General features: G+C 56.9%; 16 protein-coding genes. 4 read left to right on the forward strand and 12 right to left on the reverse strand.

Annotated features, from left to right (window positions below):
* The first annotated feature begins 126 nt into the window (after positions 1-126).
* Both MARLIPOL_RS01890 and MARLIPOL_RS01895 read left to right on the forward strand, forming a co-directional pair.
* A complete protein-coding gene (locus MARLIPOL_RS01890) occupies positions 127-1,938 on the forward strand; it encodes a hypothetical protein (RefSeq protein WP_036190278.1) in 1,812 nt (603 codons plus the stop codon).
* A 65-nt stretch (positions 1,939-2,003) separates the two neighbouring features.
* Positions 2,004-4,088 carry an EAL domain-containing response regulator gene (locus MARLIPOL_RS01895; RefSeq protein WP_012136366.1) on the forward strand — a complete coding sequence of 695 codons (2,085 nt, stop codon included), beginning with the start codon at positions 2,004-2,006 and terminating at the stop codon, positions 4,086-4,088.
* A gap of 20 nt (positions 4,089-4,108) precedes the next feature.
* On the opposite strand, the gene MARLIPOL_RS01900 is transcribed toward MARLIPOL_RS01895, so the two are convergent.
* The 6 genes from MARLIPOL_RS01900 to parC form a co-directional block, all read right to left on the reverse strand.
* Positions 4,109-5,461, reverse strand: a complete 1,353-nt coding sequence (locus tag MARLIPOL_RS01900; RefSeq protein ID WP_012136368.1) for a sigma-54-dependent transcriptional regulator — start codon at positions 5,459-5,461, stop codon at positions 4,109-4,111.
* Positions 5,458-7,344, reverse strand: coding sequence for a sensor histidine kinase (locus tag MARLIPOL_RS01905; protein WP_012136369.1), 1,887 nt, complete (start codon positions 7,342-7,344; stop codon positions 5,458-5,460). Before MARLIPOL_RS01905 ends, MARLIPOL_RS01900 begins: the two co-directional genes overlap by 4 nt.
* A 17-nt stretch (positions 7,345-7,361) precedes the next feature.
* Positions 7,362-9,548 (reverse strand): TRAP transporter permease, encoded by a 2,187-nt coding sequence (locus MARLIPOL_RS01910; protein ID WP_012136370.1) that lies wholly within the window; start codon positions 9,546-9,548, stop codon positions 7,362-7,364.
* A gap of 19 nt (positions 9,549-9,567) precedes the next feature.
* Positions 9,568-10,548, reverse strand: coding sequence for a TAXI family TRAP transporter solute-binding subunit (locus MARLIPOL_RS01915; protein WP_012136371.1), 981 nt, complete (start codon positions 10,546-10,548; stop codon positions 9,568-9,570).
* A gap of 199 nt (positions 10,549-10,747) precedes the next feature.
* Positions 10,748-11,956: a phosphoserine phosphatase SerB gene (gene serB, locus MARLIPOL_RS01920; RefSeq protein ID WP_012136372.1), complete on the reverse strand. Its 1,209-nt coding sequence runs from the start codon at positions 11,954-11,956 to the stop codon at positions 10,748-10,750.
* Positions 11,949-14,243 (reverse strand): DNA topoisomerase IV subunit A, encoded by a 2,295-nt coding sequence (parC, locus tag MARLIPOL_RS01925; RefSeq protein WP_012136373.1) that lies wholly within the window; start codon positions 14,241-14,243, stop codon positions 11,949-11,951. Before parC ends, serB begins: the two co-directional genes overlap by 8 nt.
* 267 nt (positions 14,244-14,510) lie before the next feature.
* Between parC and MARLIPOL_RS01930 the strand changes: the two genes are divergently transcribed.
* Positions 14,511-14,783: a hypothetical protein gene (locus MARLIPOL_RS01930; RefSeq protein WP_012136374.1), complete on the forward strand. Its 273-nt coding sequence runs from the start codon at positions 14,511-14,513 to the stop codon at positions 14,781-14,783.
* 30 nt (positions 14,784-14,813) lie between these two features.
* On the opposite strand, the gene MARLIPOL_RS01935 is transcribed toward MARLIPOL_RS01930, so the two are convergent.
* Positions 14,814-15,398, reverse strand: a complete 585-nt coding sequence (locus tag MARLIPOL_RS01935; protein ID WP_012136375.1) for a YceI family protein — start codon at positions 15,396-15,398, stop codon at positions 14,814-14,816.
* Positions 15,399-15,464: 66 nt separating this feature from the next.
* Positions 15,465-16,016 carry a cytochrome b gene (locus MARLIPOL_RS01940; RefSeq protein ID WP_012136376.1) on the reverse strand — a complete coding sequence of 184 codons (552 nt, stop codon included), beginning with the start codon at positions 16,014-16,016 and terminating at the stop codon, positions 15,465-15,467.
* A gap of 581 nt (positions 16,017-16,597) precedes the next feature.
* Here MARLIPOL_RS01940 and MARLIPOL_RS01945 point away from each other — a divergent pair.
* On the forward strand, positions 16,598-17,893 hold the full coding sequence (locus MARLIPOL_RS01945; RefSeq protein WP_012136377.1) for an EAL domain-containing protein: 1,296 nt from the start codon (positions 16,598-16,600) through the stop codon (positions 17,891-17,893).
* Here the strand turns inward: MARLIPOL_RS01945 and MARLIPOL_RS01950 are convergent.
* The 4 genes from MARLIPOL_RS01950 to MARLIPOL_RS01965 all read right to left on the reverse strand — a co-directional run bounded on the left by MARLIPOL_RS01950 (position 17,877) and on the right by MARLIPOL_RS01965 (position 24,956).
* Positions 17,877-19,655, reverse strand: a complete 1,779-nt coding sequence (locus MARLIPOL_RS01950) for an SLC13 family permease (protein WP_012136378.1) — start codon at positions 19,653-19,655, stop codon at positions 17,877-17,879. The genes MARLIPOL_RS01945 and MARLIPOL_RS01950 overlap by 17 nt on opposite strands.
* 95 nt (positions 19,656-19,750) lie before the next feature.
* Entirely contained in the window at positions 19,751-21,646 is a 1,896-nt protein-coding gene (parE, locus tag MARLIPOL_RS01955; protein WP_012136379.1) for a DNA topoisomerase IV subunit B, read from the reverse strand.
* A gap of 143 nt (positions 21,647-21,789) precedes the next feature.
* Complete coding sequence (locus MARLIPOL_RS01960; RefSeq protein ID WP_012136380.1) at positions 21,790-22,284, reverse strand: protease complex subunit PrcB family protein; 495 nt, start codon at positions 22,282-22,284, stop codon at positions 21,790-21,792.
* The gene (locus MARLIPOL_RS01965) at positions 22,281-24,956 is read right to left on the reverse strand and encodes a S8 family serine peptidase (RefSeq protein ID WP_228677579.1); all 2,676 of its coding nucleotides are present in this window, start codon (positions 24,954-24,956) and stop codon (positions 22,281-22,283) included. Before MARLIPOL_RS01965 ends, MARLIPOL_RS01960 begins: the two co-directional genes overlap by 4 nt.
* Between the last annotated feature and the right edge of the window lie 117 nt (positions 24,957-25,073).

A 25,073-nucleotide genomic window follows, 5' to 3' on the forward strand; every position in this document is an offset into this window, starting at 1 on the left:
CCCGGCTCGGGTGCGCAGTTGGCCTGATATCACTTGTGAAAGTTTGTCAACTCGTGAACTTCTCGCTTTCTGTTCCACCTTTGCTATTTTACAGTTCAAGAACTTGGTATAACTTGGCGCAAAAGAATGGAAGGAACGATTCTGAAACCCGAACTCCGTGTTCCCGAACAAAGAACGGCGAGCCTCTCGTTTTGCGAGACTTCTCCCAAAGCCTTCCGGAACTGGGTCAGCCAGTTACCGATGGCGAATATTGGTGAAGCATCACGCCAGCTGTACCATGCCATCATCGAGTTGAATCATCTCTTTATTGCTCCCCAGCAGCGCCTGCAGTTCCTGGAAATGCTGAGACCAAAGATTCACTTTGTGTGTACCGAACTGTCACGCCACTATCTTGGCCTGTCAGTGGCACTACCAGAAAAGCAGCGCAAGATCGCGAATCTTTCCCAGGCATTGCAGCTCCACTCCGCTGGCGGCTATAAGCTGTGCATACAGGAACTCCTGGACAGCAGCAGCCTGGACAAGAATCGTAAAGCGGTTGCCCTGTCGGTGCATCGTGCAATCTCCGAGTTGGCGGCCACCATCCTTCGCGCCCACCAGCTCTACTGTCCCAGCCCTCCGCACAGCTGGCTGGAATGTCACCGGCTGTTCCGTTTTGCCTATCGCAACAAACTGGCCGGCATCGACATTGACGATAACACTCTGACGCACCGCCATAGCAGTACCGTCGAAGATGCCTACAAACGCGTCCTGCTATTGGGCTGTGCACGTCCGAATCAGCTACGACAAAACGAGTTACTACAGAGCTACGAGTTGTTTGAAACCTGGACGGAGCATGTCCGCTGCGGCCCCGACATCGGCGATGACAGCCTGTTCGCGGTCAACATGGAGCAAGACAGCCCGCCGATCTACCGAAGCCTTCTGGAACAAGGTCCTGATGGTGACACCTTCGGTTTTGACACCGTTGAACTGTCGCAAATGCTGTCAGAGGCACTCCAGGCAGGACTCGCGCGGGGTCAGGACAAAAGCGGTCTGAAATTGCCTCCAAGAACCAACGAAACCATGTTGACTCACCTGAGTCAGGCGTTGGGCATTCTTGCCAAACGCAACTTCAACCGCATCTCCAGCCAAGGTAAGCTGGAGATCAGTGTTGGACTGACTGCCACGCATTATTATGTTGCCGGTGAAAAACAGTTTCATGAATTCGTCAGAGGCAATGACAGCGGACAGCATGACACTTCCAACCCCTTCACCTCGCCATCATCTCGCCCGAATGAGGATGTCTGGGCTCAAGCACACGACGCAGCCCCGTTGGAAGATCGATCCAGCTCCTCCGATACGCCGATCAATTTCCGTAACAGTGCCGGCAAGTTACCTCAATACGATACCGGCAAGAAGCAACGGCCACCGTCACACCAGGCCCTGCTCGTAAACAGCAGTCCCGGGGGGTATTGCGCTGCCTGGGAAAGCAACGTGCCCCCAACGCTGCAGACCGGCGAAATTCTCGGAGTCAGGGAACACGCCAGTCACCCCTGGAGCATAGCCGTGGTACGCTGGATTCGTCAGATCAAGCACAAGGGCACACAGATAGGCATCGAGCTACTGGCGCCGAGCGCCGCCCCCTGCGGTGTTCGCCTCATCCAGAAAGTCGGCGCCAGCAGCGAATACCTCCGAGGATTGTTGTTGCCGGAAATCAGCGTAGTCAATCAGGCTGCGACACTGATTACACCGAAGCTGCCTTTTCAGGCTGGCAGCCGTATATCACTGCTTCACGACGGGCGCGAGGATAATGGCCAGTTGTCGCGAAAGCTGGCCGCCACTGGCAGTATCAGCCAGTTTGAGCTGAAATTGCAGAATAGCAGTGCCTTAAGCACCGGCACGGCGCGGTCTCAGGCTGGCACGAATGAGGATGAATTTGACTCTCTGTGGCCCTCCCTGTAGCTTCAGCACCTCGGGTGCCATCGACGGGGAGGCACCGTACATGCGTATCACGAGACGTCTGACGAATGCAGAAAAAGAACGCCACCGTACACCTTCTGATTCTTGATCCCTCACAAAATGACGCTGAGTCTCTGATCAGCCTGTTGAGGAATTCCGGAAAAGCCACCAGGGCTCACCGAATTACTTCCGAGGAAGACCTGGAAGAAGCACTGAAAAGCGGTAGCTGGGACTTGTTACTGGCCCGTGATATCGATCAGGAGTTCCGCGCAGACGACGCGCTGGCGATGATTCGCCGCATGGACAAGGATATTCCCTTCGTGCTTTTAACCGGCGAATACGACAGGGACCGAACCGTTTCGATGATGCGTGCGGGTGCCCAGGATACCGTGCCGTTTGAATATACTGACCAACTGGTTCTCGTGGTCAACCGGGAACTGGCGGCGCTGGACGAAAGGCGACGCCGGCGGGTTCTGGAATCACACCTCAGAGAAGCCGAACAGCGCTGCCAGCTGTTACTTGAAAGCTCAAAGGATGCCATCGCCTACATCAATGACGGCATGCACATCTACGCCAACCAGTCCTACCTGGAGTTCCTCGGCCACGAAGATATTGATGAACTGATCTGCATTCCCGTTCTCGATACCCTGACCCCGGATAGCCAGGACCGGTACAAAGAGTTCATGAAGTCCTTTGCCGAAAGCGGCAAAGACGGCATGACCCTGACCTGTGTCGCCCGTCGCAGCGATGACCACGAACTGAACGTTGTCATGTCGGTATCGTCGGCCACATACGACGGCGAGGCGTGTACCCAGATCGTACTCCAGCCAGAACACAGCGATGCTGAGCTGGAAGAAAAACTGCGCCAGATAAGCAGTCAGGATTTGCTCACTGGCCTGTATAACCGGCAATACCTGATGGACGCCCTGGGTCAGGCCGTCGCCTTGGCCGGCAAGAACAACGAAAGTGGCGCCCTCGCCTATATTGCGCTGGACAATTTCATGAGCCTGAAGGGCCGGGTTGGCATTGCCGGCGCGGATCTTCTGCTTGGCGACCTGTCCAACATATTGCGGGAGCATGCCCCCGAGGGCGCAACATTGGCCCGTTTGAGTGACGATGCCTTCTGCCTGCTATGCCAGCCCGGCGACGAAAAAGAGCTGGCCAGCCAGTGTGAAGAGCTTTGCAGAACCGTAGAAAATCACTTGTTTGATATCAACGGTCGAACGGTCCCGGTGACACTGAGCATTGGTGTGGCAGCGGTGACCGAGAACTCTCCGAAAGCACCGGACGTCCTTGGGCGCGCCCATACGGCCTCGGCCGAACTCAAGAAGAAAGATGGCCACGAGCAGGGCAACGGTGTACTGATTTACAATCCGACCGACTACGAAGCCCTGGACGACACCAATTCGGCAGAAGCGATTCAGAAGGCTCTGGATGAGAATCGTTTCCGCCTGCTGTTCCAGCCCATCATCAACCTGAGGGGAGAAGGCGAGGAACACTACGAAGCCTTCGTGAGGATGCTGGACAAGGATGGCGAGGAAGTCTCGCCCTACGATTTCCTGCCACCGGTCGGACCTACCGACATGTCGATCAAGATTGACCGGTGGGTGATTCTGCAAACCATCAAGCAGCTTTCCAGCCACCGTTCCCGGGGCCACGATACCCGATTGTTCCTGAACATTACCGCAGAAACCCTGGAAGACAAGACCTTCACTTCCTGGCTGAGTGTTGCCCTCAAGGCTGCCAGGTTGCCCGGCGACTCGCTGATTTTCCAGATCCGCGAGGGAGACGCCAACAATTACATGAAGCAGGCCAAGGACTTCTCCAAGGCCATTCACGAACTGCACTGCAAGCTTTCCATCTGTCAGTTCGGTTGTGCCCTGAACCCGTTCAACACACTGAAACACATCAACGTGGACTACGTGAAGATTGACGGATCCTTCACCGAAGAAATCCAGAAAAGCGATGAGGCCAAGGAAGGGGTCAAGGAGATGGTGAAGAGCCTGCAAAGCGCTGGCAAACTGACCATCATTCCGTTGGTTGAGAATGCCGGTGTACTGGCCACGCTCTGGCAGGCCGGGGTGAACTACATTCAGGGCTACTACCTGCAGGCACCGGTGCCAGAAATGAACTACGACTTCGGGGATCAGTAATCCCCGTTGCCCGTTGAGGGTCACTCCCTGAACTCGGCCTTGTCCAGACCGTGTTTCTTCATTTTATCGTAGAGAGTTTTTCTGGCTAATCCGAGCAGCTCCATGGTGCCCTTGATACTCCCCTGACAGGCATTCAGGGCACTGGCGATCACTGAACGCTCGAAACCGTCCACCATCTCCGCCAAGCTCTGCTGCCCTGGCACATTGGGCATCAGGCCCTCGTCATTGCCCGCCAGGGCCACAGGCCCCATCAGCACGTAACGTTCCGCCAGGTTCCTCAGCTCACGGACATTGCCCGGCCAATCATACTGCATCAGCCGGGCGGCCTGGGCGGCGCCAATGGGAATACTTTCACGGTCATGGCGGGCGGCAGCCACCAGGGCAAAGTGATGAAACAGCACGGGAATATCTTCCTTGCGGTCCCGTAGTGGCGGAATGTCAACCTGAACAACATTAAGACGATAGTACAGATCTGCCCTGAACTGTCCGTCGTTACTAAGCGTCTTTAAGTCCGCCTTGGTAGCCGCGATCACCCGTACATCCACATCCAGTGGCCGGTTACTCCCCAATCGCTCAACCTTGCGCTCCTCAAGCACCCGCAGCAACTTGACCTGCAGGGCCTGTGGCATGCTTTCCACTTCATCCAGGAACAGTGTGCCCTGATGGGCGTACTCGAACTTTCCAATCCGAGCCTTATCAGCACCGGTAAACGCTCCGGCCTCGTGACCAAACAACTCACTCTCGATCAGATTCTCCGGCACTGCACCGCAGTTGATGGCGACGAACTTTTCCTGACTGCGGGGGCTGTTTTCGTGAATGAAGCGTGCAATGGCATCCTTACCAGCGCCGGTTTCTCCCTTCAGCAACACATTGGCAGAGGTCGCCATCACCGGTTCAATCGTGGCCAGCACCCGGCGCATGGCCGTGGAATCACCAAGCAGCCTTGGCCCCGGGCTCGCGAGGTGTCGTAACTGGGCTTTCAGCCGACGATTTTCCAGCGCCAGCTGACGTTTCTCCTGGGCGTGGCGCAGCAGCTCGATCAGCTCATCATGGTCAAACGGCTTTTCGATAAAATCGTAAGCGCCCTGCTGCATGGCGTTGACCGCCGTGCTGATATCCCCCTGCCCGGTCAGAATGATCACCGGAATCGCCTCATCCCTTTGGCGAACCGCCTCAAGCACCGCCAGCCCGTCCATATCGGGCATGTTGTAATCGCACAACACCACGCCGTCGAAGTCACTATCGATATCAGCCAGTCCCGACTCACCATCGGCGTGGCACACCACTTTCATGTCGGCCAGGGCCAGCGTCTGGGCCATCACCTGACGGATGTCAGGGTCATCGTCGATAAACACCACTGCCGGCCTGGTCATTCCACTGCCTCACGCTTGCTCACTGTCAGGATGAATTCCGCTCCCGGTCCATCCTCCCGATTCTGCCCGATCAGGCGGCCGCCCAGGGCCTCCATGATCTGCCTTGAAATGGACAGCCCCAACCCAAGCCCCTGCTTCATGGACTTGGTGGTAAAGAACGGCTCAAAGATCTGCTCGGAGTTGCCGGGAAGCCCCGGACCATTATCCCGGACCCGACATTGCCAATACTCCCCACCATCCTCGATATCAATCAGAATGCCTGGGGCGGAAGTGCCTTCCACAGCATGTAGGGCATTGGTCATCAGATTAACCATCACCTGCTCAATACGAATCAGGTCACCATGGCACAACACCGGAAAATCAGGACGTTGCCATTGCACCGCAACTCCCTCACTGCTTTCCTGCGCCCGGACAATCTTGAGCGCGGCATCCACTGCCTGCCTCAGATCGATACTGGCGGGACGCCCCTCGGATTTACGGGCAAAGACTTTGAACTGCCGGGTCAATTCCGCCATTTTGCCACAAAGAGTCTGGATTTCCGTCAGGTTGGCGTTGACGGTCTCGGTATCGCCACGCTCCAGGAACCGTTGACTGTTACGCGCATAGGACTGAATCGCCGTCAGTGGCTGGTTCATCTCATGGTTGAGACCGGCGGACATCTGCCCCAGTACCGCCAGCTTGGCCGCCTGGATCAGTTCCTGCTGAATTTCCCGTAAATCCCTCTCAGCATCTTCCCGCTGCCGGATTTCCATGAGCAGCTTCTGATTGGATGCCTCCAGGTCGGCCGTGCGTTCCGCAACCCGACGTTCCAGCTGGACACCGCGCTGGGCCAGCTCCCTCTCCCTTCGATAGCGCTCCTTGAGATAAAGCCAGGTCAGCACAATGCCCAGATACAGTACGAGCCCCATCGACAGGAAGCTCAGCTGGCTCCACAACACCTGACGCGTCCCCAACATGACCTCCAGCCCCCAGTCCAATTCCGGCAAGGGTGTGTGAACACTGAGGTATTCCCGCCAGCGATCACCATCGCGAATGCGTACCCGCCGAGACCGTTCGGACACGCCAATCGGGGACCCGAGGTACTCGATGGCCATCGGGCTCAGGGATTGCCCGGGATACCGACTCTGAACTCGCGCCAGATCCGCCTTGCCAACATGGTCCACAGGCTTGAAATCGCGATAGAGCCATTCCTGTCTGCTGGAAAGGAAGCTGAACCCGTTACTGTCCAGCACGACCATTTCCGCATCAGCAAAGGCTGCGGGTCGCTGCCATTGAGATTCCAGTTCGGTCACCGGAACTTTAGCGGCAACCACGCCCAGCACTTCCCTGCTTCGAGACTGGATCGGATAGGAGAAATACAGACCGCGGACGTCAGAGGTAGACCCCAGGGCAAAATACAGGGCCGCCTCGCCGCTGTTAACCGCCTGGTAAAAGTAGGGGCGATAATCGAAGTTGCGACCAATGAAACTGTCGGCCCGATCGTAGTTACTGGCGGAGATGGTCAGTCCATTGCTGTCCATCAGATACACATCCGAACTGCCCACAATCTCCGCCATACGCTTCATCTGTCGATTGGCACGGGCAATCCGCCCAGGGTCCCCGGGGTTATCCAGAGCTTCGCGCAAGGCAGGATGTTCGGCCATCAGCCCCGGGATGGGGCGATAGCGCTTGAGTTCCCGGTCCACCAACTGACCGTAGCGGAACGCTTCCTTGAGACTCTCCCGTTCCAGCAACTGATAACCAGACCAGGTCCCCAGCTGCCAGGACAGGATGGCAGCAATCATGAACAGTCCAATTAACCAGTAACGTGCCATCATCAATCGGGAAAACCAGGTTGTTCGGTCATGGTTGCCATTATGCCGGTCGCTTTCGACAAGAGCCATAAGCGACCGGCCTACCGTTATACCCGGGCCGCAAGACCGGGGCTGGCCTGCTTCTTCTGGAGCAGGAAAGCCGCGACGGCAAAGGCCACACCGCCAAGATCCGTAGCCAGCCCACCGGCAATCATCATCATTGCCGCCACCAGCAGCAACAGACGAACAACGGTCGCCGCCTGACTGCGCAGGAGCCAGCCCTGCACGGCACAGGACAGCAGGTAGACGCCCACCAGGGCGGTCATCAGAGCCCGCGCAATATCCAGCACACCGGCGTCCATCAACAGGGCACCGTTGTAGAAGAACATAAACGGTACGATGAACGCCGCCAGACCGATTCGGAACGACTCCACCGACGTCCCCATGGCGTTGGCCCCGGAGATCCCCGCCGCTGCATAAGACGCCAGAGCTACGGGAGGCGTAATGGCAGACACCACAGCGAAGTAGAACACGAAAAAGTGCGCCGTTAGAGGATCAATGCCCAGTTTCACCAGACCCGGAGCCACCACAGACGCAGCAACAGCATAGGCCGCCGTGGTGGGCATACCCATGCCCAGCAGCACCGAGATGCCCATGGCGAAGATCAGAGCCAGCAACTGACTGGTTTCCGCAACCCCCAACAACAGGGAGGAGAAACGGGCGCCGACACCCGTCAGCGAAATCACCCCGACGATGACGCCCGCACAGGCGCACACCACGATGATCTGCACCGACATAATGCCCGACAACTCCAGTGCCTTGAGGATAGAACGGAAGCCCATTTTGTGAGGTGAAAGCCAGCTCACCACCACCGCGGAAGCCATGGCCAGGGTACCGGCCCGAATCACCGAATAACCCATGAACAGGGAGACGATCAGGATCAGGATGGGAGCAAACAGGTAAGCCTGCCGCGCCAGCCGCTTCAGGGATGGCAGCTCATCGGAGCGCATGCCTCTCATTCCGGTTTTTGCGGCCTCCAGGTCGACCATGAAGTATACCGATGCAAAGTACAGAATGGCCGGAATGATGGCCGCAATGGCGATCTCGGTATAGGGAATACCGGTAATCTCCGCCATGATGAAGGCGCCAGCACCCATGATCGGGGGCATGATCTGCCCGCCGGTGGAGGCGGCGGCTTCAACCGCGCCAGCGGTCTGCTTGCGATACCCCACTTTCTTCATCAACGGAATCGTCAGGGAGCCAGTGGACACCACATTGCCTGCGCTGGTGCCGTTGATCATGCCCATCAGCCCGGACGCAAAGATGGAAACCTTGGCAGGACCACCCCGGGAGCGCCCTGCTGCCGCAAAGGCAAAATTGACGAAATAGTCACCCACTTTCGACGCCTGCAAAAAGGCCGCAAAGATGATGAACAGGATGATGTAGGTGGAGGACACCGCAGTGGTGGGCCCCAACACACCGGCATCGGTGTATACCTGGCTGAAGAAACGCTGAACGGAAAGCCCCGGATAGCTCAGGAAACCCGGCAGGTAGGGCCCGGCGAATACATAACCAAGGAAAATCAGGGCAATGGCCACCAGGGCAAGCCCGGCCACCCGGCGGGTCATCTCCATGATAAGGGCAGTACCGGCGACTGCCGCAAAGGAGATTCCCAGCGGCGCAAAGGACGTACCAGTGGTCATTCGCATGGGCGTGTTGTAGACCACCAGCAGGTAGCTGGCGACTGCAATGGAGCATATCACCAGCACCAGATCCGGAACACTGAATCGGGCACGGTCACGGCGATGAAACCAGCTCACCATAATCCCAAGACCGGTGGCCGCCAGCAGCGGCCACCCGAAGTGCCAGGTCTCGAGTTCCACAGGCAGTCGCATGGCACCACCCTGCACCATCTCATACATCCGCCCAGTCTGTACCAGGGCGTATACAGCAGGCAGCAACAACACACCAGCTGCCAGGGTTGTCCAGCGCCGGCCAGCGGGAGTGCGGCCTTCGCTGAAAGCCGCACCCGAGAACAACAGGTACCCCAGAATCAGAGCGCCACACACATGCACGATACGGAATGACCAGGTTTCCAGTGGCGAAATATTCAGGGTATACAGGTGAAATGCCGAGTATGCGATGGCAAACAGCGTCACCGCCCAGAGTAACCAGTGGCGGTAGAGACGACGGTTCGCCTCTACCGGTTCATCATCCACTCCATGGACAAGCAGTTCATCGTCAGCACCGGTAGTGGGACCCGGCGCCTGGTTTTGTTGAGATGAGGTAGTCATAGCAGATCCCCGGATGAGATTACTTGATCATGTCAGGTTCGATGGCGTAGCCGTTCTCGGTAAACCAACGAGCAGCACCGGGATGCCAGGGCAGTACGGTGTTGTTGACATAGTTTTCCGGGACACTGGTGCGCGCTGCCTTGTGGATCGACACCATCTTGTCGTTGTTTTCCATGGTCAGCCTGGTTATCTCGTACACGAAGCTTTCAGGCAGCTCACAGTTAGCGGTAGCAAAGTTCCACATGGAGACCGCCTGGGAATCGTCCGACAGGGACTGGTAGGTGCTTTCAGGAATGCTGAAAGGCGACACCGGGAAGGCATCGGTAACCGCCTGCAGTTCCTGGTCATTGAATTCGATAATGTTGATGGAGGACTGCACTTCCAGCTGGCTGACTGCGGGAATCGGAATACCGGCAGCGAAGGCCACCACATCGATCAGACCGTCCTGGAGTTGTCCACCCAGGTCGGACCAACTGCCGTTGCGGCGCTCATATTCCACACCCAGGGTGTCCATCATCCGGGGAAAGTAGGAATCCGATGTGGAACCGGCGGGACCAAAACCAATGCGGGCACCATCAGGAATATCAGAGATCGACGTGATACCGGAATCCGCCAGCACGGTGATGGAGAAAGGCGTCTGGTACATGGGGAACATGGCGCAGACATTGTCCATCTTCATCCCCGGCATCAGTGGGCTGTTACCATCGGCAGCTTCCCGGGCAGGCCCCATGGTTACCAGACCAAAGCCCAGGTCACCGGTATGCACCAGTGCCATGTTCTGAACCGGCCCGCCGGTAATCTCGGCCCCGCCGGAGACCCCAAGATTTTCGGCAATGAAGTTCGCCCATCCGGAACCGTAGGCGAAATAGGTGCCACCCTGACTGGCGGTGCCAACGGTAAAGTTTTCCGGCCAGTCGGACCGGTCCTGGGCCAGTACGGAACCGGTCATCAGTGCAGTGGCGGTAAGGGCAATGAAGGTGTGATTCAGACGATTGCTCATGGCGTGCTCCCCAATTGGTCATTGTTGTGAGTATCCCGGAGTCGAGCAGGACTCCGGCAAACCCATCAAAGCAACCGGCAAGCCAACTATTTACAGCATTGTTTTTTAAGGATTTATTTCAGAGTAGAAAGAAGCTTTGGGTGGTTTATCACCCACGGAGGAGAGACCGATGGGTGGAGACCCACCCATCGATTCACTATCAATGCTCTTCGTTTTCCCGATAGCCAATCAAGAAAAGAATGGCGTCCAGCCCCAGGGTGGAGATGGAATGCCGGGCCGACTCCTTGACCAGGGGTTTGGCACGGAACGCAACACCCAGGCCAGCCTGACTGAGCATCGGCAGGTCGTTGGCACCGTCACCCACAGCAATTACCTGTTCCCGGGAAATATGTTCTCTCTCGGCAATCTCCAGCAACAGTTCAGCCTTGCGCTTACCGTCGACGATCTGGCCGGACACTTGGCCAGTGACTTTACCATTCTCGACTTCCAGCTCATTGGCGTAGATATAATCGATGCCGAGCTTGCGCTGGAGATGACGCGCAAAGTAGGTAAAGCCACCGGACAGGATCGCGGTGCGATACCCCAGGGACTTTAGTCGGCTGATCAGATGTTCCGCGCCTTCAGTCAGCCTCAGGCGGCTGGCAATGCCCTCCAGTACGGCTTCATCCAGCCCTTTGAGCAGAGCCAGGCGCTCGGCAAAGCTCTGGCTGAAATCCAGTTCCCCTTGCATGGCGCGTTCAGTGATCTCCGCGACCTGCTTGCCGACACCCGCTTCAAGAGCGAGCTCGTCAATGACCTCGGCTTCAATCAGGGTGGAGTCCATATCGAATACCACCAGGCGCCGGTTGCGACGGAAGATCGAATCTTCCTGGAAGGCGATATCCACGTTCATTTCACCGGCAATATGCAGGAAGTCCGCTCTGAGCTGTTCCAGATCCGACGGTGTTCCCCGCACGGAGAATTCCACGCAGGCAATCCGATTCTCGGCCGGGTTCAGGGAGGGACGGGCCGATAACCGGGTAATGTTATCAATATTCAGGCCATGTCGAGCGGTGATCGCCGAAACCCGGGCGATCTGTTCGGCCTTGATATCACGGGACAGCAAGGTAACGATATAGCAGGCACGGTTCCTGGCGGCTGCCCAGGTCTGGTACTCCGCCTCCGTGATCGGTGCAAAACGCACCTGCAGGTCAAGAGCATGCAGTCGAAACAACAAGTCACGGATAACCGGAGACGATTTGGAGGCGTCGGGGATCTCAATAAGAATGCCCCACGTCAAGTGATCATGGATCACCGCCTGGCCAATATCGAGGATACGGACATCGTACTGCCCCATAATCCCGGTAATTTCCGACGTGAGACCGGGCTTGTCACGCCCGGAAACATTGATCAGGACCAGTTCACTCACTGTCGGAAGACTCCTCTTCTGTGCCGTTACCGGCAGCCGACGTTACCTCAATGGCATCCACCCGTTGCAGACCTCGCGGTAATTTGTGACCACGTCGACCACGCTCGCCCAGGTAGTGCTCAAGGTCACTGAACTGCAAGCCCATCTTGCGCTTGCCGGCGCGAATCTCAAGACTATCATCTTCGGCGAACACCGCCACCGCGACGACGTATTCCTCGCGATTCTGAACTCTTGCGGACGGAATGCTGATGATCTTGTTGCCCTTACCCTTGGCAAGCTCCGGCAGCTCACTCAACGGAAACACCAGCATCCGCCCTTCATTGGAGATCGCCCCAAGATACAGCTGCTTGTCAGTCACCGGCACCTCAACCGGGGGCATGATCCTGGCCCCTTTGGGAACGCTAACCACCGCCTTGCCGTTACGGTTCTTGCTGATCATGTCTTCCAGCGAAGTGACAAAACCATAGCCACCATCCGTGACCAGCAGGACCTTGCGTGCGGGCTCACCCATCAACAGCCCAGAAAAAGTCGCGCCCGATGGCGGGTTGATACGCCCGGTCAGCGGCTCACCCTGACCCCGGGCAGAGGGGAAGCTGTGCGCCATCAGGGCATAGGCCCGCCCGGTGGAATCCAGGAACACCGCCTGCTGGTTTTGCCGGCCCTTTGCCGCCATGGCAAACCGATCACCGGATTTATAGTTCAATCCCTCCGGCTCAATATCGTGGCCCTTGGCCGCACGCACCCAGCCTTTTTCGGAAAGCACCACCGTAACCGGATCATTGGACACCAGATCAATTTCGCTGAAGGCTTTCGCCTCCTCACGCTCAACAATGGGAGACCTCCGGTCATCCCCATAGGTTTCCGCGTCCGCCTGCAATTCGGCCTTGATCAGCTCGCGCAGTCGATCCTCAGAGCCCAGGATGGCCTGCAGCTCATCCCGCTCCGCGGACAACTCGTCCTGCTCACCGCGGATCTTCATTTCCTCGAGTTTTGCCAAATGCCGCAGTTTCAGCTCAAGGATTGCTTCCGCCTGCTCTGCCGACAATCCGAACCGGGACATCAGCTCAGCCTTGGGCTTGTCCTCGGTGCGGATAATTTCGATGACTTCGTCAATGTTCAGGTAGGCAATCAGCAGACCTTCCAGAAGATGCAGTCTTGCCAGGACCTTATCGAGGCGATGCTGGAGACGACGGGTGACCGTGGTGCGACGGAAACTCAACCACTCCGTCAACATCGTCTTCAGGCCTTTCACCGCCGGACGACCGTCATTACCAATAACGTTGATGTTTACCCGGTAAGTTTTCTCCAGATCGGTGCTGGCGAACAGATGGGCCATCAGGCCATCCAGGTCTACCCGGTTGGAGCGCGGCACGATCACCAGGCGGGTCGGGTTTTCATGGTCCGACTCGTCCCTCAGGTCCGCCACCATGGGCAGCTTCTTTGTCTGCATCTGTTGGGCTATCTGCTCCAGTACCCGCGCGCCGGACACATGATGGGGCAGATCAGTCACCACTATCTCACCACTTTCCCGAATCCAGCGGGCCCGCATCCGCAAAGAACCACGACCGGTCTCGTACATCTGGCGGATATCTTTTCTCGGGGTGATGATTTCAGCTTCGGTCGGGAAATCCGGTCCCTTTACGTGTTCACACAGATCGTCAACCGTAGACTCGGGCTGATCCAGCAAACGAATACAGGCTGCTGTCACTTCCCTGACGTTGTGGGGGGGAATGTCTGTGGCCATGCCCACGGCAATGCCCGTGGTGCCGTTAAGCAATACGTGGGGTAACCGAGCCGGTAACACCGAGGGCTCATCCATCGTGCCATCAAAGTTAGGCACCCAGTCCACAGTCCCCTGCCCCAGCTCACTCAGCAGAACATCGGCAAACGATGCCAGTCGGGATTCGGTATAACGCATCGCGGCAAAAGACTTGGGATCATCCGGAGACCCCCAGTTGCCCTGACCATCCACCAGCGGATAGCGATAGGAGAATGGCTGCGCCATCAACACCATGGCTTCATAACAGGCGCTGTCACCGTGAGGATGAAACTTACCCAGCACATCGCCCACGGTACGGGCAGACTTTTTATACTTGGAGGTGGACTTGAGACCGAGCTCTGACATGGCGTACACAATACGCCGCTGAACCGGTTTGAGACCGTCCCCGACGTTTGGGAGTGCGCGATCGAGGATGACGTACATGGAGTAATCGAGATAGGCCTTTTCCGTGTAGTCCCTGAGTGAAACCCGCTCAAAGCCTTCATCCGTTGTCTGGAACTCTGGCATGGATGCCTCTTTTTACCTGTTGTGAATTCTGCTGGCTGTGCCTGCCCTTGACCGGAACTGTCCGGCCCTGAGTTTGAGCGCACATTATATGGACGCAGGCCCCGATACACCAACAACCAAGGCGTAATATCTCCAGACCCGGACATCAGGATGGCAGGAACACCGGTTTCCAATAGCGGAATTCCCGCATGGAGAGTCTTTAATGCTGGCCGTATGCTCCCCGCAGTGAATAGATGACCGTTTTCAACTCTGAACCAGCGGAACACTATGAAACCAAATATGAAAGCCTGTGGGCAGGCCATGGTCACCGCGATGGTGAATGCGGTGCTCGCCCTGGCATTGATGCTGCTCGTTGAATTTGCCATCAGCGGCACCTTTCAGATGGCAGAGCCTTATCTATGGGCCGGACTGCTGATCTGGCTGGTGATTTTCATTGCCCAGTTCTGGCGGCAACGTCATTTATGTCGTAGCGGGGTGGAACGATATGGAGGGAAAAAGCGCATTCAGGTTAAACTGTTTACTGGGGAAAATGGGGGCTGACGAAACGCCAGCCCGACATCAATACCACTATTACTGACGAATACCTTCCACCGAAATCTCGATCTCGACAGTTTCAGAGGCTTTGCCCAAATCCATTGGAATACCGAAATCGGACAGCTTCAGTTCGGTTTCAGCTGCAAACCCCATGCGATAGCCGCCCCAGGGATCGTCCCCATGGCCCACCAACTCGGCTTCCAGGGTGATCTCTTTGGTTACACCACGCAAGGTCAGGTCACCGATGATGTCGGCCTCGTCGCCATCGTCATCCAGAACCACCCGCTTGCTCTTGAAGGTTGCCTGCGGATATTCATCCACATACAGGAAATCCTCGCTGCGCAGGTGCTTGTCACGCTCCGCGTGGTTGGAATCAACGCTGCCGGGGTTGATGGTGACCTCAACTGAGCTGTTCTCCGGATTCTCGGCATCGAAGACAAACTGTCCGTCAAATTCATTGAATCGACCATACAGCCAGCTGTAACCCAAATGTGAAATCTTGAACGTTACGAACTGGTGCTTTCCCTCGGTATCAAAAGCATAGGTGCCGCTATGTTCAGACGCCTGAACGCCCGCAACCATGGCCACGGATACAGCAGAAGCCAGCAACAGTTTTCTCATAATGATCTCCCTTTGTGAAAAAAGCCCGACACGGGCATACGGTAACTTGAATTCCGGGGTCAGCCGTTAGCGGCCAACACCCAACATGCGACGTAGGGTATTGTCCTTTTCCAGAACATGGTGCTTGATCGCAGCCAGAGCGTGCAGGCCGGCAAGAATGACGATGGCCCAGGTACTCCAGTAATGGATATCTCCGGCCACATCCTCCATACCCTTTATCTGTCCGGTTATGGACACCACTTCGAACCAGTTAAACACTTGGATTGGCGATCCGTCCGCGGTCGAGATGAGATAACCACTCACCATGGCGACAAACAACAGGATGTAGAGCAGACCATGGGCAACGTGGGCAGAAATGACCTCCCAACGGGTGTGGGTCGACAGGGGCTCTGGAACAGGGTTGGCAATCCGCCAGACTACCCGAAACAATACGACCATAAACAGCAGGATACCCAGGCTGCGATGAATATGCGGCGCCAGGCGATACCAGTCGTCGTAGTATGACAACCCCACCATGTAATAACCCAACCCGAAAAGCCCGAATACGGTAACGGCCACCAGCCAGTGCACAACGATGCTGACGATTCCAAACTGGCTGGAAGAATTGCGGACTTGCATAACGTGGAGAACCTCATTCCCTGATCAATCTGAATTCCGGAGCACAGTCTAGGAAGACGTGGTACTAAAACCAACCGAAATGTTTTGCTTGCCTGGATCAGTTTTTCTGACCGAGAAGACCTCACTAAGTTTCCGATGCCCCTGAAGACTTTCAGAAATCGGGGTCACTGTAACCCGGGAGCTATGCCTTTGGTCTGATACGGGTTTTACGGATTGCCGGAAATCATGAAAAAGATAGACTTCCTACATACTCAATACCCGGTCTGGGTGAATCATTGATCAAGAGGTGTGACCATGGAACTTGAATTTGACGAAAGTGTTGTAATCCCGAGCAACAATTGATTCCCTGGCGGCCTGCTCCCGGGCCGCCGGAATGTTCCCTTCCAGCTCATAGAGCGCTTAATCAAGCGAGATTAGCTCTTATCTGCATTTTTCAGTAGCAAAGCCCCGACGTTTTTGGCACCCTTTCCGTCAACACAGGGTCGCCCCACCCAGTTTGTAGATGGCGCCTGTATCTGTATTTACAGTTCGATCGGCTTTTGGCCGTGTCGATGCATTCGTCTATAGATTCAGTACCGCCTATGTCACAATCCCTCCCTGAAAAGCTGACAGCGCCTGATATTGATTTGCTGTCCCCCATGCTCAACCAGGAAGGTGATTCGTGGACAGCAGACTACCAGGGCCTGACCCTGAAAACAGCGCTGCAACCGATTTACAGCCTCTCCCATAAACGGATCATCGGCTACGAAGCACTGGTGCGGCCATTCGACACCGACAACGCCGCCGTCTTACCGATACACCTGTTCCAGCTGCCTGCCTCCAATGCAGAAAATCTGTTGCTTGACCGGCTCTGCCGCTACCTCCACATCCGCAACTACACAGGGTTTCACGACCAACTTAACTGGCTGTTCCTGAACGTATCACCACAGGTGGTCACCAGCGGCACCCAGGCCGATTCATTTTTCGGGCAGTTACTGAAGAAAACCGGTCTGCCACCGCATCGCATTGTCATTGAAATCGTGGAACAGCCTACCGATGATGCCGACAAACTGCGGGAGACGGTGGCTTACCACAAGAAACTCGGCTGCCTGACCGCCATTGATGATTTCGGCGCCGGCCACTCCAACTTTGAGCGTATCTGGAACCTTTCTCCGGACATCGTGAAACTGGATCGGAAACTGCTGACTCGGGCCACCGAGGACGACAAGGCGCGGCAAATCCTCAACGGCATCGTTTCACTATTGCACCAGTCCGGCTGCCTGGTACTACTGGAGGGCGTGGAGACACGGGATCAGGCCCTCATGGCCGTTGATGCCGGCGTGGATTTTGTTCAGGGTTTCTACTTCAGGAGGCCCAGCATCCGGCTGGAGGAGATTTCTAGCGGAGCGGCAGACCTTGATGTCCTGCTCAACGAGTACAAAAGCCAGAGCCTGGTCACCCGAGATCCCACCCACCAATTGATTCACACCTTCTCCGACGACTTCCGTGAAGCCATCACAAGGCTGAACAAGGGTGTCGATATGCAACAGGCCTGCCTAAAACTGCTTGCGCACCCTGCCGTTTCCCGGTGCTATCTGGTGGATGACAGGGGTGTCCAGATTGAGGACACCCTGGTCTCTGAAGCCATAGCCGGCAGCCTGGACCCACGATTCCGCCCTCTGGAGAGCACCACCAGCGCGGACTGGTATCGTCAACAGTATCTGAGGAAGGCCATCGCGCAGCCGGAATTGCTGCAGGTCACAACACCCTATCTCTGCATTACCGGCGCCTATATGTGTGTCACCCTGTCGCTGGGCTATTACTGCCAGGGGGGACTGAGGGTGCTCTGTTGCGACCTTATTGCAAACTCGATCAACAACGTCATGCAACAGGGCTGATGCCATAAACCAGAGCAATGACTGCCACCGTCAGAAATCCGATAAAGACGTTCATTGGCAAACCTACCTTCACGAAATCCATAAAGCGATAGTCCCCGGGACCGAACACCATCATATTCGTCTGATAGCCCAGGGGGGTGGCAAAACTTGCCGACGCAGCCATCATCACGGCGATCACAAACGGTTCGGCAGGCACACCGAGCGAACTGGTCATCGATAACACCACCGGAATCACCAGAACCGCTGCCGCATTATTGGTAATAACTTCGGTCAGCACTGAAACAGTGAAGTACACCAGGAAGATGGTCAGCAAGGGATGACCGCTACTCACCCCCAGGATACCCTCGGCCATATATCCGGCAGCACCGGTCTGCTCCAGGGCCGCACCAAGGGCAAAAGAGGCCGCGATGGTCAGCACCACCGGAACATCCACCGCTTTCTGCGCCTGGCCAACAGAACAGCAACCACTGAGAATCATCAGTGCGGCGCCCATCAGGGCGGCGTTTAACATACTCAACAGCCCAAAGGCCGCCGATACGACCAGCACCAGCAGGATACCCCAGGACAGCCAGGCACGGTCATGCCTTGGGGTCTCGGTTTCAAGGTCATTGATCAGCAGGAAGTCCTTGTTGTACCGCTGCCGGGTCACAAACGCCGGTCGTGCTTCCAGCAACAGCACATCGCCGGGCTTCAGGCGGATATTGCCCAGATTCCCTGATACTCGTTCACCGCCACGGGCAACGGCCAGCACCACCGCACCATAACGATCACGAAAACGGGCATCACGAATCGTCAGACCCAGCACTTCAGACTGCGGTGACAGCGCCGCTTCTACCAGACGGCGTTCCGCGCGGTCCTTACTGAGGCTGGGTTCGTCATCGTGTACCGAGGGCACAATGCCATTGATCCGCAGCAGGTCTGAGATCGCCTGGGTATCGCCGGCGAATACCAGGCGGTCACCGCCCTGAAGCCGTTCTTCTGACGGCACAGCGGTCACCACGCTGCCATCACGTTCGATCTCGACCAGGTACAGCCGTTCCAGCTCCCGCAAACCCGCTTCCCCGACACTCCTGCCAACGAGGGGGCCGTCAAAAGCAACCGCCACTTCCAGGGTAAACTCGCGCATGGAGCCAAATTTCTGCTGATCTTTGCGGTCCGGAAGAACCCGAGGCAACACCAGCAACATTAACGAAATGCCAATCACCGCCACTGGCAGGCCCACCGCGGTGATGGAGAAAATCGAGAAGCCCTCTTCACCGGTCAACTCGCGATACTGGCCGTTGACCACCAGATTGGTACTGGTGCCAATCAGTGTCAGGGTACCACCGAGGATCGCTGAATAGCTGAGGGGAATCATCAGCTTGGAGGGGGAAATACCGATTTTCCGGGACCAGGCGTGAACCGCCGGAATCATGGTCGCCACAACGGGTGTGTTGTTGAGGAAACCACTGAGGAGAGACACCGGCAACGCAATCCGTGCCTGAGCAGAACGAACACTCTTGGGTGAGCGCAGAAGATGGTGGACCACGAGGTCAACACCACCGGAATGATGAATGCCGGCCGCAACCACGAACATGGCGACAACCGTAATAAGGCCGCTGTTACTGAACCCCATCAGGGCCTGGTCAGCGGTAACGATACCACTGGCGCTCAGGACAACAAGCACCCCCATCATCACCAGATGAGGGCCAAACCGCCCTACACTCATGAGAATCAGCGCCAAGCCTGCCAGGCTCAACGCAAACCAGCCCTGCCAGTCCATACACCCTGCTTCCCTAAGTTAAAGGACGCAGGATAACGACTTTGCGGAATACAGAGAAAGAATAAAGGATGCTTTTTAAAGCACTCCCAGGAATATCAAACCGCAATATCCGCCATATTGCCGTAGGTTTCCAACCAGGAACGGCGATCCGATGCGCGCTTCTTGCCCAGCAACATATCCATACGGCTGTCGGTATCGTCACCCTCTTCGATGGTCAGCATCACCAGACGGCGGGTATCGGGCGCCATGGTGGTTTCTCTTAACTGGAGCGGATTCATCTCACCCAGGCCCTTGAAGCGGGTCACAGAAATTTTGCCACGACGATTCTCCGCCGCCAGCCGATCCAGGATACCCTGCTTTTCATGCTCATCCAGGGCATAGAAGGTTTCCTTACCCAGATCGACCCTGTAGAGCGGCGGCATGGCGACAAACACGTGACCCGCCGCAACCAAGGGGCGGAAATGCTTGACGAACAGGGCACACAACAAGGTAGCGATGTGCAGCCCGTCGGAGTCCGCATCCGCGAGAATACAGACCTTGTTGTACCGCAACCCCGCCAGATCATCCGATCCAGGATCCACACCGATTGCGACTGCAATGTCATGTACTTCCTGGGAAGCCAGGATTTCTCCCGAATCCACTTCCCAGGTATTGAGGATTTTGCCGCGCAGCGGCATGACCGCCTGGAATTCCCGATCCCGGGCCTGTTTGGCAGACCCGCCGGCGGAGTCACCCTCAACCAGAAACAGTTCGGAGCGGTTGGCATCACTACCGGAGCAGTCCGCCAGCTTCCCGGGTAGCGCCGGGCCGGACGTCACCTTTTTGCGGGCAACCTTTTTTGAGGCACGCAGACGGCGCTGGGCATTGCTGATAAACAGTTCCGCCAGCATCTCGGCAACATCGGTGTGCTGGTTCAGCCACAGGCTGAAGGCATCCTTGACGACACCGGAAATAAACGCCGCGGCTTCCCGGGAAGACAGGCGTTCCTTGGTCTGGCCGGAGAACTGCGGTTCCTGCATCTTGAACGACAGCACGTAGGCACAACGCTCCCAGATGTCTTCCGGGGACAGCTTGACGCCACGGGGCAACAGGCTGCGGAACTCGCAGAACTCCCGCATGGCCTCAAGCAGACCGGTACGCAGCCCGTTCACGTGAGTGCCACCCTGGGCGGTCGGAATCAGGTTGACGTAGCTTTCCATCACAGCCTCGCCACCTTCCGGCAGCCACTGTATGGCCCAGTCCACTGCTTCCTTATTGCCGGAGAAACTGCCGGTAAACGGATCCAGCGGCATCGCCTCGATATCCGCCAGGGCGGTGCGCAGGTAGTCCCGAAGCCCTTCCTCATAACACCACTCGTCTTTCTCGCCGGTCTTTTCCTGAATGAAGGTCACCGTCAGGCCCGGACACAGGACCGCCTTGGCACGCAAATTGTGGCGCAGGCGGCTGACCGAGAAATTGGGGCTGTCGAAATACTTCGAGTCCGGGGTGAACTTCAGGCGGGTACCCGTGTTGCGCTTGCCGACTGTATCAATGGCTTCCAGCTCGGAGGCCTTTTCACCATCGGCAAACGTCATACGATGTAACTGACCATCCCGCTTGATGGTGACTTCCAGGTGGGTCGACAAGGCATTGACCACGGACACCCCTACCCCATGCAGACCACCGGAGAAGTTGTAGTTGCCCTGGGAGAACTTGCCGCCGGCATGCAGACGCGTCAGGATCAGCTCCACACCCGGCAGACCTTCCTCCTTGTGCAGATCCACCGGCATGCCTCGGCCATCGTCCTCGACACTCAGGGAACCGTCGGCGTACAACACTACGTCAATTCGGCGGGCATGGCCGGCCAGGGCTTCATCCACACTGTTATCGATAACTTCCTGCGCCAGATGGTTGGGGCGACTGGTGTCCGTATACATGCCCGGACGCTTGCGAACGGGATCCAGACCACTGAGGACTTCAATAGCGTCGGCGTTATACTGTTGCTGGCTCATAAGCAGGAAGAGGCTCCGCGGATTTGTTATCAAACTGGCCCATAGCTTAGGGATTCACGGAGAAAGATCAACGGTTGTTTTGTGCCCCGATGATGAACCCGGCGCAGGCGCGGGCCGGGCACGGGTCGTCAGAGGAGGGGGATCTAGCGTTTGCGGGTCATCGTCTCCATACCGGCGCCGGACACCCGCACACGGTCCCAGGCATCCGGACTGACCGCGATGACCGCACAGGGCGTGGTCAGGGCCTGCGTCACCATAGTACCGGAGGAAGGCTGCCGGACGTTGACCGCAAGCTCCAGCACACCATCAATGATGGCGGACGAATCCAGGGTAACGCCGTAACCGCCTGTCGGTTTCTGACCCAATCCGACCAGTACCAGATGCTCGCGCTCAAAGTCTACGGTCGCCAGTGACTCCAGTGCCAGATTCTGGGCGGGCAGTCGGGATAACCGCTCAAGCTGTTCGTATCGCTCCACATAGACCACGCCAGGCGCGGTCAATCCACAATGGTCGGACTGCGTCACCTGGCGAGCCAGGGGTGCACCCTCTGACGTCTCGGAACGGCTGACCGTAGCGGCACACCCGGCAAACAACAGAACGCTTACCACGAAACCGACTCTGGAATAACGTAACTTCAACGATTTGTCTCCACTTGACGTACAGGCTCACCCTGTTCATCGGTTCCGGTTTTCAGGCGGTACCCTTCGAAACCGTACCGAGGCAGTCCCATGGCCGCAATGGTCGGGCGCCTGAAGCTGGTGTTCAGTGTGACACCGGAGACGGGCTCACCACCAATGACGATTTTTTCAGGAAGGCCGTTGACCGGGTATTCTGCGCAGGCTTCGCCGTTTTCGCAGATCAGTCCGTTATTGTCCATATCGGTGCCGGCCACCAGGAAATACTCGCCGGGGTCTACTTCGTCAAATGCGAAACTGTACTGCCCCTCCGAGGCATTGACGACCGTTTGAGCAACGGTTTCCCGGCTATCGTCGGTGCTGACCAGTAAAACATAGTGTCGACCGGCATCCAGGTCCTCCGGTGAGTCGCCGAATTGCAATGTCACCGGAATAACCAGCGGACTGACGGTAGGCTGCCCGGAATTGTCGCGGTATCCGATTTCAATCTCAGCGCTGTATGACTGGGATTGATCCAGACCTGAGGTATCCACCAATGCAGTCACCGGGTCGGTTGTACTGACCGGCCCAGCCTCCAGATTCACACTGAGCCAGGTCGCTGAATCAGTCACGCTCTCAATCGTGATGTTGGCATTGGAGGGGTACTTGGCAAAGTTGAATTCCTGCTGATTTACCACTCCATTAAACTGCAGGCTGGAAGGCCTGGCCGCCAGGATAGTTGAAGTATTCCCATCCAGAGCCGCGTCCACTGACTTGAGGGCGTCAATCATGCCAGCGCCATATTCCGTCTGATTGGGCGGGGGATTAGTCAGTTGGCCACCGACCAGAAACGTAAAGAAACGATCCGGTGTCATGGTCGGGTCCACGGATTTCATCAGGGCATAGACCCCAGACACATGGGGAGCGGCCATGGATGTACCCTGCAGGCCAGCATATCCAGGAACAAAAACACCACCGTCATCCGTGCCCCAGGTGCTAATGATCAAATCAGCCTGATTGTCCTGATTGGCATCACGGCTGGCATCACCTCCAGGAGCGACCAAGTCCACAGAAGGACCAATGTTCGAGTAGGAGGAGCGCTTACCCGCGCCATCCACCGCCCCAACACCCACGACGTTAGCAAAGGCCGCCGGGTAGGTCGCCTCATCTGTGCCCTGATTACCCGCCGCTGCAACCACCAGTTTACCGGCTTCAGTCGCATTATTGACCGCCGCTTCCAGGCTCTGACTGGGCCCCAGCCCCCCAAGACTGAGGTTAATCACATCGATTTCACTGCGGGTCGCCGCCCAGTTGATGGCATCAATCAGGTCCGCCGAGTTGCCTTCTCCACCTTCTCCGAGCACACGGACAGGCAGGATACGGGACCTGGGCGCCACACCAATCACGCCTGAGGTGTTATCGACCGCGCCGGCGATTCCGGCCACATGAGTTCCGTGGAAGCTGCTGCTCTGGGCTCTGCCGTCACCGGGATCGGCCGGATTGCTATCCCGACCGCTCGGATCCCCCCAGCGACTGTCAATATCCAGGTCCGCCGAGACATAGTCCATGACAGCCAAACCGAGTGTCGTCACATTGGCATCAACATCCGGGTGCCACGCACCGCTGGACGCCGGCGTATTGCGGAACAATCCGGTATCCATCACCGCAATCCCGACATCCAGTCCGCCCTCGGGGGCGGCCTGCCAGGCCAGTGGCAACTGAATCAACGGATAGTTCCATTGCCGGGAGTACAATGGGTCATTGTCCGGCGTGACCTGTTGGGCGGTGTAAATGTAATTGGGCTCAGCCACCTCAACGTCCGCACGCTCACCCAACTGCTGAATCCAGTTCAGGGTGTCCGCCCGCATGCTTTCCGTAGTTTGTGCCGACAACGCGGTAACCGGTTGCCCCACGTTCCGGCGAACCCGCCATGAATGACCACCAAGATGACGTGCCTCCGCAGCAGACATCGCCTGGGCTACAGCAGGACCACCCTGACCCACTGAGCTTTCTGATTTAAAGGTAACGACCGCTTCATCGACCAGAAAATCCGGTTCGGCGTAACGGGTATTCATTACGCTGGCGGAACTCTCACTGGCCAAGGTCAGCACATACCGGAATGGAGCGCCGCCAGAGGTGCTCAATTCGATGAAATAAGCGCCCTCATCAAAACCAGCCCCATCAGAACCCAAAACCACGGTTATCGGAACAGAGCCAGAAGATTCACTGAGGGTAAACACCGGTTGACCACTATCCGCATCAACCACCCTCAGGGATCGCTGCGGGGGCAAGGTTCCAATCGGAAAATAGGACTGAGGTGACTCGAAGACCTGGAAACTGATCCTGTCTCCTTCAGAGAGTTCGGCAGCGTATATATCAATACGATCAGTAAAATACTCAAAATTATCTGGCGTATTGGTGTTATAGGTACCGCGAGACGAGCTCAGGTAACCACCCACCACGGCGGTATTGGGAAGTGCCTGGGATGTGTTTCTGGAATCGTTATCCCCGGCCAGGCCCACCCGGATATCATCTGCGGTATCCAGATCCACCCTGGTGCGGTTTTCTATGGACACGGCCCCTGCCAGATCCGCCTGTACCTCGCCGGACACGCTGCCGCCCCCACCACCGCCGCCACAACCGGACAACACTCCGGCAATAAGTAAACCACCGATTCGCAACCGCTTTGTCACCATCTGCACCTACCAGACTCCTGTCATTGATACGTGTTCTGTACTTAAGGGTATAGCACAGTGCCACAGGTTATCTGACGATTTCTGTTGTGATTACGTTCCCCAACGATACCCGGATGC

Source organism: Marinobacter lipolyticus SM19 (genome assembly GCF_000397065.2).
In the GTDB taxonomy this organism is placed as follows: Bacteria; Pseudomonadota; Gammaproteobacteria; order Pseudomonadales; family Oleiphilaceae; genus Marinobacter; species Marinobacter lipolyticus.